The sequence below is a fragment of the Spirillospora sp. NPDC047279 genome (assembly GCF_040643285.1).
In the GTDB taxonomy this organism is placed as follows: Bacteria; Actinomycetota; Actinomycetes; order Streptosporangiales; family Streptosporangiaceae; genus Spirillospora.
Genome location: NZ_JBEYUA010000013.1, coordinates 261,911 through 277,287, shown reverse-complemented (window position 1 = coordinate 277,287; position 15,377 = coordinate 261,911). Strand labels below are relative to the sequence as shown.

Sequence of the window (15,377 nt, the reverse complement as noted above, 5' to 3'; positions counted from 1 at the left end):
CGTACGCGCACCCGACCTACCGCGCACCCGACCTACCGCGCACCCGACCTACCGCGCACCCGACCTACCGCGCACCCGACCTACCGCGCACCCGACCTACCGCGCACCCGACCTACGAAGGGAATCTCATGGCCAGGGCCGAAAGAGCGGGACGTTTCTGGAACGTCGCTCTGTTCGTCGGCGCCTTCGCCGTCTCCTGCACCGAGTTCATCCCGGTGGGCCTGCTGCCCCAGATCGCCCGCTCCATGGAGGTCTCGGAGGCGACCGCCGGGCAGCTCGTCACGATGAACGCGCTCGCCTTCGCGGTGGGGGCGCCCCTGCTGGCGGCCCTCTTCGCCAAGGTCGACCGGCGCCGGGTGCTGCTCGGCACGCTGGGCCTGTTCATCGCCGGCCACGTGATGGCGGGCCTGGCGCCGAACTACGCGGTGCTGCTGGCCTCCCGCGTGTTCACCGGCGCCATGATGGGCCTCTACCTGGCCACGGCGATCGCGGTGGCCGCGAAGCTCGCGCCGCCAGAGGGACGCGCGCGGGCCATGGCCACGATCGTCGCGGGGGTCAGCACCGCCACGGCACTGGGCGTGCCCGTCTCCACGCTGCTCGGCCAGAACAGCGGCTGGCGGCTGCCGATCCTCGGTGTGGCGGGGCTGGCGCTCGCCGGCCTGTTCCTGGTCGCCGCGGCGGTGCCCGGCTCCGGCGCCGACGACGGCCCCGCGCTGCGCACCCGTCTGGCCGCGCTGGCCGCGCGCCCGGTCTTGATCGGCCTCGGCGCGATCGTGCTGTTCTGGGGCGGCTCGTTCACCGTCTACACCTACCTGGTGCCGCTGCTGGAGACCCGGGCCGGCCTGAACGGCGCCCCGGTGACGGCCGTGCTGTTCCTGGCCGGGCTCGGCGCCGTCTTCGGCAACCTGCTCGGCGGGCGCGGCGCGGACGCGCGGCCGCGGGCCACGCTGCTGGTCACCGCGGCCATCACGGCGGCGGCCCTGCTGCTCGTCCTGCCGGCCACCAGTACACCGGCCGGGGCGATCGCCCTGGTCGCGGTCTGGCAGCTCGCGGCGTGGTCGTTCGTGCCCGCCGTGCAGGCCGGCCTCTACCAGGCGGCCGGACCCGGCGGCGACCTGGCGGTCTCCTTCGCCGTCTCCGCGTTCAACGTGGGCATCGTCGGCGGCGCCGGGCTGGGCGGCCTCGCCCTCGACAACGGCGGGCTGAACGCCGTCGCGATCCTGGGCGCCACGCTGGCGCTGCTCGCACTGGCGCTGGTCGGCCTTCTGGTCACCCGATCCACCCGAGCCGCGGAAACCAGCACGACAGAGGAGGGAGAGATGTTCTCCGAACGCCGGTTCGACGCGATTCTCTTCGACATGGACGGCACGCTCATCGACTCCACCGACTCGGTGCGGCGGGCGTGGCGGCGGTGGGCCGAGCAGGAGGGCCTCGACCCCGACCTGCCCGCCCGCGCCCAGGGCCGGCCGGCCCGCGAGATCGTGGCCGGCCTGGTCCCGCCCGACCGGATCGACGAGGCGCTGGCCGAGTACGAGGACTTCGCCACCCGCGACCTGACCGGCGTCGTCGTCCTGCCCGGAGCGGGCGAGGCGCTCTCCTCGGTCGGCGAACGGCTGGCGATCGTCACCTCCTGCACCAGGCCCGTGACGACCGCGCGCATGGAGGCGAGCGGCCTGCCCGAGCCCGGCGTCGTGGTCACGGCCGACGACCTCGAACGCGGGAAGCCCGCCCCCGACCCCTACCTGGAGGGCGCCGCCCGGCTCGGCGTGGACCCGGGACGCTGCCTGGTCGTCGAGGACTCGGCGACCGGCGTCTCCTCCGCCCGTGCCGCCGGCTGCGCGACGGTCGGCGTCGGCCCCACCGCCGCGAACGGCGGGATCGGGGCGGACGTGCACGTACCGGACCTGTCGTCGGTCAACTTCGCGATCGAGCCGGACGGGGTGGTCGTCGACGTCCGGCGCGCAAGCGACGCGGACAGGGACGCGGACAGGGACGCGGACAGGGACGCGGACAGCGACGTGGAGAGCGAGGTGCGACGGTGAGCACGGAACAGACCGGTCAGATCGTCCGGACCGCCGGAGGTCTCACGGACGGGCCCCTGATGTACCCCGCCTACATAGGGGGCGAGCACGTCGAACCCCCGGACGGGAGGTACGTCTACACGGTGCCGGTCCGCTCGGTCCTCGAGGACACCTTCGCCGCGCTGCGGCTGAAGAAGGACCTCGACGCGGGACGGGTGGACCCGGCCGCCGCCGGCGCGGCCGTCACGGGCGGATGCGCCCTGGCCGACGACGACATGATGCGGCGGGCGCTGCGCGCCGCCGCGGCCGCCGCCCCCGAGTGGGCGAAGGTCCCGCTCGGCACCCGGGTGGAGATCGGCTGCCGGATCGGCGAACGGCTGCGCGAACGCCGCGACGACATCGCCGAGGTGCTCGTCGCCGAGGGACAGCCCCGGTCGCTCGCCGGGCCGTGCCTGGACGAGTACTGGCTCGCCGACTTCAGCCCCGAGACGTTGCAGTGGTGCGCCGAGCAGATGTACCACGAGCGCGACGAGGGGTGCCGCCGGTCGCTGGTCAGGCGCGTCCCGGACGGGGTGGTCTGCGTCAACCCGCCGCAGAACGCCGCGACGCCGAACGCGCTGTTCGGGATCACCGCGCTGCTGGCGGGCAACACCGTCGTCGTGCGGGCGCCGCGCAGCGTTCCGCTGGCGACGACGTACGCCCTGCACGAGGTCGTGATCCCGGTGCTGGAGGAGTTCGGCGCGCCGCCGGGCACCCTCAACGTCCTGTGCGCCCCCGCGGCCATGGACTCCTGGCTGGACAGCCCCGACGTCGACGACATCGTCTACATCGGCGGCAGCGAGAAGGGCCTGGAGTTCGAACGCGCCGCGGTGGCGGCGGGCAAGAAGCCGATCCTGGAGCTCGCCGGCAACGACTGCTGCGTGGTCTGGCGGGACGCGGACCTGGACGGGGCGGTGCGCTCCCTGGCGGAGAACTTCCGCCAGTCCGGGCAGATCTGCAACATCCCCAACCAGGTCATCGCCCATCCCGCCATCGCCGGCGAGCTGCTGGAACGCCTCGTGCGCGTGGCGCGGGAGACCAGGCCGGGGTTCCCCGACGAGCCCGGCGTGGTGCTGACGCCGGTCCTGATGGCGGACTCCTACTTCACCGACATCCAGGAGGCGCTGGCCGGCGGCGCCGAGCTCGTCCACGGCGGGCGGCGCCTGGAGGTGGACGGGTCGCCGTCCGACACCGGGCTCTTCCTGGAGCCGGCGATCCTGCGGGTCGACGGCCTGCGCCGGGCGGCGGGCACGGGCGCCGTGCGGAACGAGACCTTCTCGCCGCTGCTGCCCGTCGTCGTCCCGGACCTGACGGACGGTCTGCCGGACGAAGCGGCGGACGGCGGCCCGGACGGCGCCGTGACCGATGCCCGCGCGGCGGACGATCGGCTCCTCGACGCGGTCCTCGCGTTCCTGGCCGGGGACCGGTACGGGCTGCGCACCTCGGTCTGGTCGAACGACGAGCGGGTGATCCAGCGCTTCGTCGACGGCGTGACCGGCTGCGGCGTGCTCAACGTGAACGACTCGCACTCGGGTTTCCGCCCGTTCCTGCCCACCCACGGCGGCACGGGCCTCACCGGCGGAGTCTTCGGCGAGGCCAACTACCTGATGTTGCGGACGTCGCACCTCCAGGGAGTGGGCATCGTGCGGCCCGAGATGGCCGCCTCCGAACGCTGAGCGAGGGAGCAGGGAGAGGAGCAGCGAACACCATGGCCACGTACACGATCGAGATGGCCGTGCGGCACCGGGCCGCGGACCTGTACGCCGCACTGCGCGACTACGAACGGTTCCCCGGCTGGGCCGAGGACGTGGCGGCGGTCGCCGTGGAGGGGGACACCAGCCGGTGGGCGGTGCGCTTCCGGGGCGGCCTGATCCGCTGGACCCAGCACGACCGCGCCGAGGAGGCGGCGGACACGTTCCGCATCGGCTTCGAGCAGACCGAGGGCGACTTCGCCGCGTTCTCCGGTGCCTGGACCATCGAGCCCACGAGCACCGGCAGCCTGGTCACCTACCGCGCCGACGCCGGCACGAGCGTGGCCAACCTGGCGCGCGCGATCGAGCCGCTGGTCGGCCGCGTCCTGCTGCGCTCGGCCGTCGCGGTCGTGGCGGGCGCCGCCGCGGGCCCGGTGGAGGTGCTGGCCGGCGGCCGGCTGCTGGACGATCAGTCGTTCGCGCCGGCCTGAGGCCCGCCGCCGGTGTCGTCCGCGTCGCCGGTGTCGTTGATGGCGGCGAGGACCTTGCGGGTCAGCTCCACACGATTGGTGACGTCGAACTTGCGGAAGCTCCGGCGCAGATGGGAGTCGACCGTGTGGGGCGAGACCGACAGGCGGGCCGCGATCTCGCGGTTGGTCAGCCCCTGGGCGACCAGCCGGACGACCCGCATCTCGGACCGGGTCAGCAGGTCGAGCTCCGGCGCCTGCTCGACCTCGACGCGGGCGCGCGGGGCGGCGGAAGGGGAGGCGGCGGGCGGGCCGGGCAGGCCCGTGCCGTCCGCCTCCGGCTTGAGCAGCCTGCCCACCCGGGCGACGTCGCGGACCGCGCGGCAGGCGTACCAGGTCTCCCGCGCCTCCTCCAGCAGCTCGATCGCGTGCTCCCGGTCGCCGCGCCGCAGCTCGGCGCGTCCCGCGTCCTCCAGCGCGGACGCGCGCACCGGCGTGAGCGGGGTCCACCGGTAGAGCTCGACCGCCGTGGCCAGGCGGGCGGGATCGTCGCTGATCAGGCCGTCGGTGTGGGCCGCCGCCGCGGCGAGCGATCGCACCCCGGGATTGGCGGCGGAGATCGCCCGGACCGAGTCGGCCATCGACCTGGCCCGCGGCGCGTCGTCGTTCGCGACCATCATGCGGACCAGGGTGGAGGCGACGAGCGGGCAGCTCGCGACGAGGGTGTCCCTGATCGGTGAGGCGACGCAGATCCCGCGGGCGGTGCGCAGCGCCTCGCGGTCCTGGCCGGCGGCCAGCTGGATGAGCAGCCGCCGCCAGGCGAGATGGCCGCGGCGCGTCTCGCCCGGCCACCGCGACAGCCGCTGCGCGCGGCGCAGGCTCGCGCGGGCGGCCTTCAGATCGTCCCTGCGCACCTGGGACTCGCTGAGGCTGGCCAGCAACGGCACGGCCAGCGCGTCCGACGACGACTCCTCGGCCAGCCGCAACCCCGCGAGCGCGTCCTCGGCCGCCTCCTCGAAACGGCCGACGGTGAGGTGCAGGTGCGCGCTGTGCGAGTACCACAGGGGCGTGGACCAGTCCGTGCCGTACGTCGCGGCCTCGTTGCGGCAGTGCCGCAGCACCTCGTCGGCCTCGTCGAAACGGTCGAGCACGATCAGCGACGGGATCAGCCACAACCGCGGATGGTGCTGCCGCGGCGCACCGGGACCGGCGCCGTCGGCGGTCTCGACCGCGCGGCGGGCCATCTCCAGCGACAGGCCGAAGTCGTTGCGCGAACGCGCCGCGACGCTGCGCGCGATCGACCCCAGCACGAGCGCCCCGCGGCGGCCGGAGAGCTCGGCCAGCTCGACCGCCTCCAGCCCGACCTGCTCCGCGGTCTCGGCGTCGCCCGCCTGGGCCGACCCGTACGCCTGGAGCGCCAGCAGCTCGGCGCGCGCGGCCTCGGTGACCTCGGGCCGGGCCAGCATCCGGCGGGTGTGCTCGACCACGGCGGCGTCGTCGCCCAGCAGCCGGAGCACCTCGGAGTAGGCGTCGAGCAGGGTCGTCTCGGTCTCCACGTCGGGCGCGGTGTGCAGCGCGCGTTCGGCCAGGTCCTTGGCCTGGCGGGCACGTCCGGACAGGGCCAGCAGCCGGATCGCCTCGACCGTGATCTCGGTCGTGGCGTGGTCCTGCTCGTCGAGCTGGTCGAGCAGCCGCAGGGCCAGGTCGGCCGCGTCGCCCGGCGAGTGCGCGGCCTGCTCGCGGACGGCGTCCTTGAGCACCCCCGTCACCCGGGCGTCGGCCGGATGCCTGCTGCGCAGCAGGTGCTCGGTGATCTCGCCGAGGTCGCGGCCCTCGGCCTCCACGACGACCGCGGCCTCCCGGTGCAGGGCGAGCCGGACGGGTTCGCTCAGCCGGGCGTAGACGGCGTCGCGGATCAGCCCGTGCTGGAAGTCGAGCTCGGAGCCGGTGCCGGTGAGGATCCCCGCGGTGACCGCCTCGGTGGCGGCGGGCACGAGGTCGACCGCGGACCGGCCGATCAGCCCCACGACCTCGTGGACGGTGAACGGCCGGCCGAGGATGGCCCCGGCCTCCAGCAGCCGGCTGGCCGGGTCCGAGAGCCCGCCGAGCCATCCGTTCACGGCCGCGAGGAGCCGCCCTGGCAGCTCGGGGCCGTCCCGCCCGTCCAGGCCCCCGGCGACGTGCGGCACACCGCCCGCCACCTTGAGCCGGCCGGTGTCCTTGAACGAGGTCAGCAGCTCCTTGCAGAGGAACGGGTTGCCCCCGGCACGGGCGGCCAGCTCCATCACCTCGGGCGAGACGGGGGCGCCGAGCACCGAGGCGCACAACCGCGCCACGTCGTCGTCGGCGAGGGGGCCCGGCTGGAGGCAGGTGGCCCCGCCGGCCACGAGCGCCTCGACGGCCTCGTACGCCGCCGGCGTGGACGAGGGGTCGGGGCCGGGGCGCGTGGACAGGATCCACAACACCGGCTCGGCCTTCAGCGCCGGGACCACGGTGCGCAGCACGGTCGCCGTCATCTCGTCGGCGAGGTGCGCGTCGTCGATGCCGACGACCAGCCCGCGTTCGGGGGTGAGCGCGGCCAGCCGTTCGGCCAGCCGGTCGGGGAGCGGCCGCTCCTCCTCGTCCTCCACGAGCCGGCCCAGGCGCGGGGCGATGGCCCGGCAGCCGCTGAGGGTGCGGTGCAGGGTGGACATGGGCGTCATGTGGTCGAGCTCGGTCGCCCGGCGCACGGCGGTGGTCAGCTCGGACCGCGCCGCCATCGCGGCGGCGTGCGCGACGAGCCGGCTCTTGCCGAGCCCGCGCGCCGCCTCGACGACCAGCACGCCGCCGGTGCCGGCGGCCAGGGCGGTGACGGCGCGTTCGATGTGCGCGATCTCGGCCGCCCGCCCGACCAGCGGGAGCGAGCCGAGCCGGAGATCGGTGTCGAGCGGCGTCTCTTTGCTCACCAAGGACGGCTCCCGCTGAATTGGTGCGTTCCAATTAAGGCTGCGAGCACACAATGCTGGGCGACTGGATTTCTCGATTTCCCGAAAAAGTATAGGCAGTGATTCTTTTCTGTCCGTCATCCGGGGAGTCAGGACCGGGCCCGACCCCGCGGAGGGGTGCAGGGTCGGGCGATCCGGTCAGCCTCGTAGCGCGCGGGACCTGACCTTTCCGGTGCTGGTCCTGGGGAGCTCGTCGACGAAGTGCACGTCGCGCGGGACCTTGTAGCGGGCCAGCTGCCGTTTCACGTGGTCCTTCAGCCCGTCCTCGGTGATCTCCTCGCCCTCCGCGCGGACGACGTAGGCCACGAGCCGCTGGCCGAACTTCTCGTCGTCGGCGCCGGTGACGGCGACCTCGGCGACCGCGGGGTGCCGGCCGAGCAGGTCCTCGACCTCGCCGGGGAAGACGTTCTCGCCACCGGAGACGATCATGTCGTCGGCACGGCCGTCGACGAACAGCCGGCCCTCGTCGTCGAGGTGACCGAGGTCGCCGGTGCCGGTGAGCCCGTCCCTGACCTCCTTGCCGCCGCCCCCGGTGTAGCCGGCGAAGCGGACCCCGCCGCCGGTGTAGATCTCGCCGACCTCGCCGGCCGGCAGCTCGCCGCCGTCCTCGTCCAGGATCCGCACGGTGACCCGGAACGACGGCCGCCCCACGGTGCCGGGCGCGGCCCGCAGGTCCTCCGGGGTGGCGATGGTCGCCCAGCCGGTCTCGGTCGCGCCGTACATGTTGATCAAGATGTCGCCGAACCGGTCCATGAACGTCTCGGACAGGTGCGGGTGCAGCGCCGAGCCGCCGCAGATCACCGCCCTCAGCCCGGCGGGCGGCGGCCCGTCCAGCGCGTCCAGCACACGCTGGAGCATGACCGGGACGGCCACCAGGGCCTCGGCCTCGTGCTCCTCGACGAGCCGGAGCGTCCCGGCCGGATCGAAGCGGCGCGAGAGCACCAGCGACATGCCGATGCCGAGCGCGATCGACATGTAGGCGAAGCCCAGCACGTGGAACAGCGGCGGCGCGACCACCATCGGCGCGCCGGACCGCAGCGGGACGCGCACCAGATGGGTCAGGGCGATCGGGATCATCGTGCTGACCGAGAGGTCGTGCCGGGCGCCCTTGGGCGTACCGGTCGTCCCCGAGGTCAGGATGATGACCTTGCTGGGGGAGCCGGGCCTGACCTTCGCCGGCTCGGTGCCGGCGACCAGGCTCGCGATCGACGGGTGCCCGGCGCGGGCCTCGTCGTCGACCCAGGCGTGCACGCGCCGCGCGGTGCCCTTGTCGAAGTACGGCGACTCGTCCACGACCCCGTCGAACTCCTGGTCGTGGATCAGCAGCGCGATGCCCTCGCGTTCGGCCACCTCGCCCAGCTGGGGCGCGGAGAAGTCGGTGTTGAGCAGGACGACGTCGCCGCCGAGCCGGGACGCGGCGAGCACCGCCGTGACGAAGCCCCGGTGGTTGCGGCACAACACGCCCACCCGCTCGTCCTCGCCGACCCGTTCGCGCAGCGCGGTCGCGAGCGCGGCGACCTGCTCCTCCAACTCGGCGAAGGTCAGCGACCCGCGCTCGTCGATGATCGCCGTCCGGCCGGGGAAGCGCAGCGCGGACATCGCGCCGACCGTGGCCGGGGCCGTGCCGTACCGCAGGTAGGGGAAGGGCAGGCGCACCGCCCGGTCGGGGCGGACCGGGCGCAGCATGCCCTGGTCGCGCGCGGCCTTGGTGGCCCGGACTCCCAGTCCAGCCAGCGTTCGAACCCGTTCCAGCACAGCCCGCTCCCCTTCGTTGCCATGGCGAGTCAGCGACATACCCGGTCTTTAACTAGATATGTAGTCGAACAAGATTGGTCAAGAAAGGCCCGGTACCGACGATCGGGGCGCGCCCGGTGGGGACCAAAGGGTTATGCACGCCAACGGGCTGAAGACCACGCTGCTCATCGCCGGGCTCTCCGCCCTGATGCTCGCTTTGGGGTGGCTGATAGCGGGCCGCGCCGGGCTGACCATCGCCCTCGTCATCGCGCTGATCACCAACGGGATCGCCTACTTCTTCAGCGACCGGCTCGCGCTGCGGTCGATGCGGGCACGGCCGGTCGACGAGGCCGAGATGCCCGACCTGTACGCGATGGTGCGGGAGCTCGCGTCGCTCGCGGGTCAGCCGATGCCGCGCCTGTACGTGTCGGAGACGGCGGCGCCCAACGCGTTCGCGACCGGCCGCAACCCCAGGAACGCGGCGGTGTGCTGCACGCGCGGCATCCTCCGGCTGCTCGACCGGCGGGAGCTGCGCGCGGTGCTCGGGCACGAGCTGTCGCACGTCTACAACCGCGACATCCTGATCTCGTCGGTGGCCGCCGCGCTGGCGACCGTGATCACCTACGTGGCGCACATGGCGTTCTTCGCCGGGGGCCGCAACGACCGCGGCGGGATCGGGCCGCTCGGCGCCGTCCTGATGATGGTCCTCGGGCCGCTGGCAGCCTCGATCATCCGGATGGCGATCTCGCGGACGCGCGAGTACCAGGCGGACGCGTCCGGCGCCGAGCTCACCTCGGACCCGCTCGCGCTGGCGAGCGCCCTGCGGAAGATCGAGGCGGGCGCCCAGGCCCGGCCCCTCCCGCAGGACAGTTCCATCGTCTCGACCAGCTCGCTGATGATCGCCAACCCGTTCCGGGGCGGCGGCATGGCGAACCTGTTCTCCACGCATCCGCCGATGGCGCAGCGCATCGCCCGGCTGGAGCAGCTCGCGGCGGCCCGCCGCCCGCCGATCAGTTGAGCTGCGGCGCGGGCGGCGCGAACGGGTTGGGCACCGGAACGTAGGTCGACGCGCGGTCGGCCGTGCGCGCCCACCGCGCCCGCAGGTTGGCCTTGGCCGGCAGCGGGACCCCGGCCAGCAGCGCCCGCACCTCCGGGCGGTCGGCGACGGCGAAATGCCGCCGCGCCGCCTGCCACAACGACGAGTCCAGGGCCGGGTGCAGGTCGGCGACGGCCGCCGCGACCTCGGTGAGGTGGTTGACCAGCAGGCAGTAGACGACCCGGTTCCAGCCCAGGTCGGCGTCGTAGGTCATGGCCTCACGCACGCGGGCCGGCACCCCGTCGAGGTGCCGGTGGCGGCCCTGGACGAGCTTGGTGCCCTCCAGGTCGCGGAACACCGCGTGCACCGGCATCCCGTCGTCGTCGACGCACATCAGCACGTTCTGCAGGTGCGGTTCGAGGACGACGCCGTGGTCCAGATAGGCGTGCAGGACGGGCGGCGCGACATGGCGGACGTAGGCGTCCCACCAGGCCAGCGCGCCCTCCGGCGTCGCGAGCGCGGGCAGGCTCCCCAGCAGCGACCCGTACGGGTCGGCCAGGGCCGCGGTGAGCAGTGGCGTCCCGGGCAGCCCGCGCACGCCCTGCCGCAGGATCACGCCGAGGCCCTCGTAGAGCCGCCGGTCGGCCAGCGCCACGCTGCGGTAGGCGGGCTCGGCCAGGAACGTCGCGTCGAGCCGCCCGAAGACCTGGCCGACCAGGCCGTCGAGCACGACCGCGCCGGTCAGCTCGTACCACGCGTTCTTGCGCACGCAGTTGGTGATCCGCACGTCCAGGCTGAACTTGCAGAACGTGTCGGCCGCCGGCACGTACGCGGTGCGCACCGAGGACGTCGGGAACGCCTCCGCCCCGGCCGTGCCGAGGTCGCGGACCAGGTCGCGGGAGAACGCGCGGCGCAGCGCCGGCCTCTCGGCGAGCAGGCGCAGCTGCCAGGGATGGACCGGCAGCGGCCGGAACCCGGCGGGCACGGCCGGACCGGACGCCTCCAGCCGCGCGAACGCCGCCGGGTCGCCCTCCCCGGCCAGGACCTCCTCGCGCACGGCCAGCCAGCGCGGCTGGAACCGCGACCGCGTCTCCGGCGCGTACGGCAGCCAGTCGGCCGGCGCCCCCTGGCGGGCCTTGGGGGACGGGTGGAACCGGTGGCCGGTCACCAGCGACTGCTCCGACTCCAGGTAGCGGTCGCCGTTCGCGGGCTCCCCGCCGCGCGCCGCCAGGATCGCCTCCAGCGCGGCGTGCCCGTCGGTGACCTGGCCGAGGAACTCGGGGTTGGCCCGGCCCGTCGCCAGCTCCAGCTCGCCCGCGATGAGATCGGCGAGCCGGTCCCAGGACGCCGGGATCCACGCGTCCTCCCGGCGCTCCTCGTACGGTGGCGCGATCCGGAACGTCGGCCCGGCGGGCGGGCGCAGGAGGGCCGCGCGCAACATCACGCCGACCCGGGGGAGCCGGGCCAGCAGGTGCGCACCGTCCTGCCACACCTGGTGCTCGGGCGCGCACACCTCGCGGACGAGGCAGTTGAGCAGCGCGGTGGCGGAGGCGTCGCCGGCCCCGAGCGGTCGTCCTGTCAGGAGCAAGGTTCGTCCCTGAGATAGTTGGGCCCCAGCGGGCCGTAGTGCTTGTTGATGTCGGCGGCGCCGGTGCGGGCCTTGTCGACCAGGGTCCCGGCGGTGACCATCGCCTTGGTCGGCAGCCGGTCGGCGTCCAGCGTCCGGGCCCGCAGGAACGCGTCGGCCGGCGTGAGTATCGCGTCGAGCCGGTCCCGGATCATCGCCAGCCCGGTGCGCAGCGGCAGCAGCCCGCGTTCGGCCAGCCCGAAGGCCGGGGCCGCCGCGCACAGATGCAGCGTGATGGTGACGAACACCCGGGCGAGCGCCTCCCGGTCGGTCGTCGTCATGCGCCGGTCGCTGAACTCGCACAGCTCCTCGGTCGAGCCGAGCGCGGAGGCCAGCCGGGCCGGGTCGATCAGGGCGCCGTCGTTGTCCTTGAGCAGCAGCTTCAGCGGCTCCCGCTCGTCGAGGACGAGGGACACGTTCTGCTGGTGCGCCTCGAGCGCGACGCCGTAGCGGAACAGGGCGACGTTCCAGGACAGGAGGGCGTCCAGGTAGTCGCCGAAGGCCTGCCGCACGTTCCAGCGCTCGATCACGTACCCGCCGGCCGGGTCCTCGGCCAGCAGCGCGGCGACCGGCACGACGTGCGCGCGGGCGGTCTCGGCCGGGAACCGCCGGACGAGGTGGCCCAGGTAGGGGGTGCCCGCGTGCCCGTAGGTCTGCTCGTCGGCCAGCAGGACGGGCAGCGCCGGCTCCCGTTCGAGCACGCGGTGCAGGAGGCGTTCGACGCGGGCGCCGTCGGGCAGCGTGCCCGGCACGATCGTGCGCCGGTTGCGCAGGCCGAGCGTGCTGGTCGGCAGCGGCACCTTGAGATGGGTCAGCGAGGTGACCGCCAGCGTCCGCATCGACAGGGTCGGCCGCACGCGCAGGTGCCGGTCCGGGGCGAGGCGCACGTCCGGGTCGGCGCGCAGCGCCGCCGCCGCGAGCGGGTGCACCGGGAACAGGTCGCAGCCGTCGTCGCCGGCGTCGTCTCCGGTCAGGCCGACCTCGTCGGGCCGGGGCCACCACTCGGGCCGGACGCCCGCCGCGGTGACCCGGTGGCGCGGCACCGCCGCCCAGCGCAGCTCGAACGAGGGCCCGAACTCCGGCGCGTACCGGCGCAGGTCGGCGCCGCTGAGCCCGGCCCTGGACCGCCCGGTCGGATAGACGGGGTGGTCGGTGAACGCGGCGAGCGTCTCGTAGAACGTCCCCGGCCCGTGCCGCACGTCGTCCGGCGCCTGCCCGAGGCGGCGCAGCACCTCGCGCTGCGCGTCCTCGTGCAGCCGCAACGTCGCCGCCGCCTCCCGGCACTCGCGCTCGAACGCGGTCACGTCGTCGCGCGGGTCGGCGATCCTGCGCACGGCCGAGAAGACGTCGTCGAGGCGCAGGTCCTGCGCCGGGTCCACGACCAGGTCTGCGAGGAAACCGCCGGCCCGCAGCCGCACCGCGCCGGGCTCGCCGGGCAGGTCGAGCGTCCGGTGGGCGGTGTCGACGAACCGCCGCATGCCCGCGTAGTCCTCGCGCAGCAGGGTGTCGAGGACCCGTGCCGCCAGCGGCCCCTCGTTCACGCGATCGTCCAGGTGTGCGCGGCGCGGAAACGCGCGACGGCCGCGGCCACCTGGGCCGCGTCCGGCCCGATCGCGCGGATCGTGCCGAGGTAGTCCCGGTTGGTGTGAGTGATCTCCACATCGTCACCTTTGGCGCGTTGCGGCCGATAGGCAAGCCGGACGCCGCCGTCGGTGATCTCGGTCGGCTCCGGGGCCTCGGTCAGCCGCCCGTCGCGGTCGGCCAGCACCACCTCGGCGACCGCGCAGCCGCGCGGCCGCGGCACCTCGCGGGGGAGCGGCTCGCCCAGGTGGACGCGGAGGATCTGCTCGTACAGCGGAACGCCCAGCAGGTCGGCCATCAGGAAGTCGCAGTGGTCGCCGATCACCCGGTAGTTGACCTCGATGACGCGCGCCCGGCCCTCGTGGACCACGAACTCGGTGTGGCAGGCGCCGAACCCCACGCCCAGCGCGCCGAGCTGGTCGAGGATCCGGCCGGTCTCCGGCGGGGGCGGCGCCCATTCGAGGCGTTCCTCGACGAAGTGGGGCGGCGGCGAGATCCGGGTGCGGAACGACCCGAGCACCCGCGTCGCGTCGCCGTCGCCGAGCGTCTCCAGGGTGTGCAGCTGGCCGGGGAGGTACTCCTCGACGACCAGGGGGTCGCTCCGGCGCGCGCGGATCTCCGCCCGGCGGGCCGCCAGCTCGTCCGCGTCGTGCACCAGGAAGACGTCCTCGCTGGCCACGCCCTCGCGCGGCTTGAGGACCAGCGGGTAGGGGACGGTGTCCGGGCCGGCGAGGCCGGTGAGGTCGGCGTCCGCCGCGAAGACCGGGTCGAGGGCGGCGAGGTGGCGGCGCATGAGCGCCTTGTTCTTGGTGCGGAGGGCCGCGCGCCAGTCCTTGCCCGGGAGCCCGAAGTAGTCGGCGGCCAGCGCCGCCGGCATCTGGAGCCAGTCGCTGTTGGTGAAGATCGCCTGCGGCCGGCCGGCGTGTGCGACGATCTCCCGGTGGTCGGTGACGTCGCAGGCCACGATCTCGCCGTCGAAGACCCCGGCATGATCGGCGGGACGGTCGGTGAGGAGGGTGACCTCGAGACCGAGCCGGGCCGCGGCCGGGAGGAACCCGTACGTCACCGAGTCGGTGACCTTGCCGGCCACGAGACAGAGCGAGGCGGCTGCCACGGCCACCCATCCCCTTCGGTATTTAAGGTAAGGCTTGCCTAACTCGAAGTGCCCACCATAGCGTCGCGGACACGATGGCGGGCGCAAGAACGATGACACCGCGTGTCCCTCCGCGTCCGGCGTTCCGCCAGGATGGGTCCATGGATCTCGCCGACCGCTGGATCGCGCTGGCCGGGCCGCAGACGCGCCACATCGGCGCCGAGCTCGACGCCCGCTACGCCGAGCCGCACCGCCGCTACCACACCCGCGCGCACCTGACCGCCGTGCTCGACCTCGTCGACGAGCTGGCCGGGCACGCCGCCGACCCCGACGCCGTCCGGCTGGCGGCCTGGTTCCACGACGCGGTCTACGACCCGCAGCGCGCCGACAACGAGGAGCGCAGCGCCCGGCTCGCCGAACGCATGCTCGCCGACACCGACCTCACCCCCGAACGCGTCGCCGAGGTCATGCGGCTCGTCGTTCTCACCGAGACCCACGCCCCCGACGCCGCCGACCGCAACGGCCAGGTGTTGTGCGACGCCGACCTCGCGGTGCTGGGCGCGGGCCCGGAGGCCTACGCGGCCTACGCCGCCGCCGTCCGCGAGGAGTACGCGTTCGTTCCCGACGAGTTCTTCAACGCAGGACGCGCCGAGGTGCTCGCGGGGCTGCTGAAGCTGCCCCGCCTCTTCCACACCGCCGAGGCGCGCGACCGCTACGAGGCGGCGGCCCGGCTCAACCTGGAGACCGAGCTCATGCTCCTGAGGGCCTGACGCCCCGCGGCGCCGCCGGGTGGACGGCCGGAGGCGTGACGGGGCCGGTGAACTTGCGGTGCCGCAGGCCCGCGCGGATGAGCCGGGCGACCAGCTCCTGGCAGCCGACCGCCTCGGCGCCCAGGACGACGGCCTGGTCATAGAGGTGCGACGGGACGTCGTAGTGGTCGCGCTCGAAGGCGCGGGGCGGCAGGCCCAGGCCACGGGCGAACGTGTGCAGCTCGTCATACGAGACATCGCTCACCATGTGAGACCACACCCGCCCGCGCGCGGGCCACAATGGGGGGTCGATGAGTATCACGTGGGGCTCCTGGGCTGGATGGTGCCTTCCCCT

Annotated in this window: 11 protein-coding genes; 5 read left to right on the top strand and 6 right to left on the bottom strand. The window is 74.2% G+C overall.

The features are described 5' to 3' along the window. Nucleotides 1–128: 128 nt before the first annotated feature. From ABZ810_RS31445 to ABZ810_RS31435, 3 genes are read left to right on the top strand one after another with little or no spacing between them, the layout of a single operon-like run. The gene (locus tag ABZ810_RS31445) at nt 129–2,042 is read left to right on the top strand and encodes an MFS transporter (protein ID WP_358409488.1); all 1,914 of its coding nucleotides are present in this window, start codon (nt 129–131) and stop codon (nt 2,040–2,042) included. Then, nucleotides 2,039–3,736, top strand: coding sequence for an aldehyde dehydrogenase (locus tag ABZ810_RS31440; protein ID WP_358409486.1), 1,698 nt, complete (start codon nt 2,039–2,041; stop codon nt 3,734–3,736). The genes ABZ810_RS31445 and ABZ810_RS31440 overlap by 4 nt, the downstream gene beginning before the upstream one ends. Before the next feature lie 32 nt (nt 3,737–3,768). Beyond that, a complete protein-coding gene (locus ABZ810_RS31435; protein ID WP_358409485.1) occupies nt 3,769–4,242 on the top strand; it encodes an SRPBCC family protein in 474 nt (157 codons plus the stop codon). Here the strand turns inward: ABZ810_RS31435 and ABZ810_RS31430 are convergent. After that, on the bottom strand, nt 4,221–7,163 hold the full coding sequence (locus tag ABZ810_RS31430; protein ID WP_358409484.1) for a LuxR C-terminal-related transcriptional regulator: 2,943 nt from the start codon (nt 7,161–7,163) through the stop codon (nt 4,221–4,223). The two genes, ABZ810_RS31435 and ABZ810_RS31430, sit on opposite strands and share 22 nt — an antisense overlap. 177 nt (nt 7,164–7,340) lie before the next feature. Next, on the bottom strand, nt 7,341–8,957 hold the full coding sequence (locus ABZ810_RS31425; protein ID WP_358409482.1) for an AMP-binding protein: 1,617 nt from the start codon (nt 8,955–8,957) through the stop codon (nt 7,341–7,343). Nucleotides 8,958–9,090: 133 nt separating this feature from the next. Here ABZ810_RS31425 and htpX point away from each other — a divergent pair, with 133 nt between their 5' ends. Next, nucleotides 9,091–9,954, top strand: coding sequence for a zinc metalloprotease HtpX (htpX, locus tag ABZ810_RS31420; RefSeq protein WP_358409481.1), 864 nt, complete (start codon nt 9,091–9,093; stop codon nt 9,952–9,954). Here the strand turns inward: htpX and ABZ810_RS31415 are convergent. Genes ABZ810_RS31415 through ABZ810_RS31405 form a run of 3 tightly spaced genes read right to left on the bottom strand, consistent with a single transcriptional unit; the run spans nt 9,947 to nt 14,300 of the window. Next, nucleotides 9,947–11,560 (bottom strand): IucA/IucC family protein, encoded by a 1,614-nt coding sequence (locus ABZ810_RS31415; protein ID WP_358409479.1) that lies wholly within the window; start codon nt 11,558–11,560, stop codon nt 9,947–9,949. The genes htpX and ABZ810_RS31415 overlap by 8 nt on opposite strands. Next, nucleotides 11,551–13,140 (bottom strand): IucA/IucC family protein, encoded by a 1,590-nt coding sequence (locus ABZ810_RS31410; protein WP_358409478.1) that lies wholly within the window; start codon nt 13,138–13,140, stop codon nt 11,551–11,553. The genes ABZ810_RS31415 and ABZ810_RS31410 overlap by 10 nt, the downstream gene beginning before the upstream one ends. Next, nucleotides 13,137–14,300, bottom strand: a complete 1,164-nt coding sequence (locus ABZ810_RS31405; protein ID WP_358409476.1) for a siderophore biosynthesis protein — start codon at nt 14,298–14,300, stop codon at nt 13,137–13,139. The genes ABZ810_RS31410 and ABZ810_RS31405 overlap by 4 nt, the downstream gene beginning before the upstream one ends. 134 nt (nt 14,301–14,434) lie before the next feature. On the opposite strand from ABZ810_RS31405, the gene ABZ810_RS31400 reads away from it, so the two are divergent. After that, entirely contained in the window at nt 14,435–15,043 is a 609-nt protein-coding gene (locus ABZ810_RS31400) for a metal-dependent phosphohydrolase (RefSeq protein ID WP_358409474.1), read from the top strand. On the opposite strand, the gene ABZ810_RS31395 is transcribed toward ABZ810_RS31400, so the two are convergent. Further along, the gene (locus tag ABZ810_RS31395; RefSeq protein WP_358409472.1) at nt 15,024–15,344 is read right to left on the bottom strand and encodes a DUF4031 domain-containing protein; all 321 of its coding nucleotides are present in this window, start codon (nt 15,342–15,344) and stop codon (nt 15,024–15,026) included. The two genes, ABZ810_RS31400 and ABZ810_RS31395, sit on opposite strands and share 20 nt — an antisense overlap. Nucleotides 15,345–15,377 lie beyond the last annotated feature (33 nt).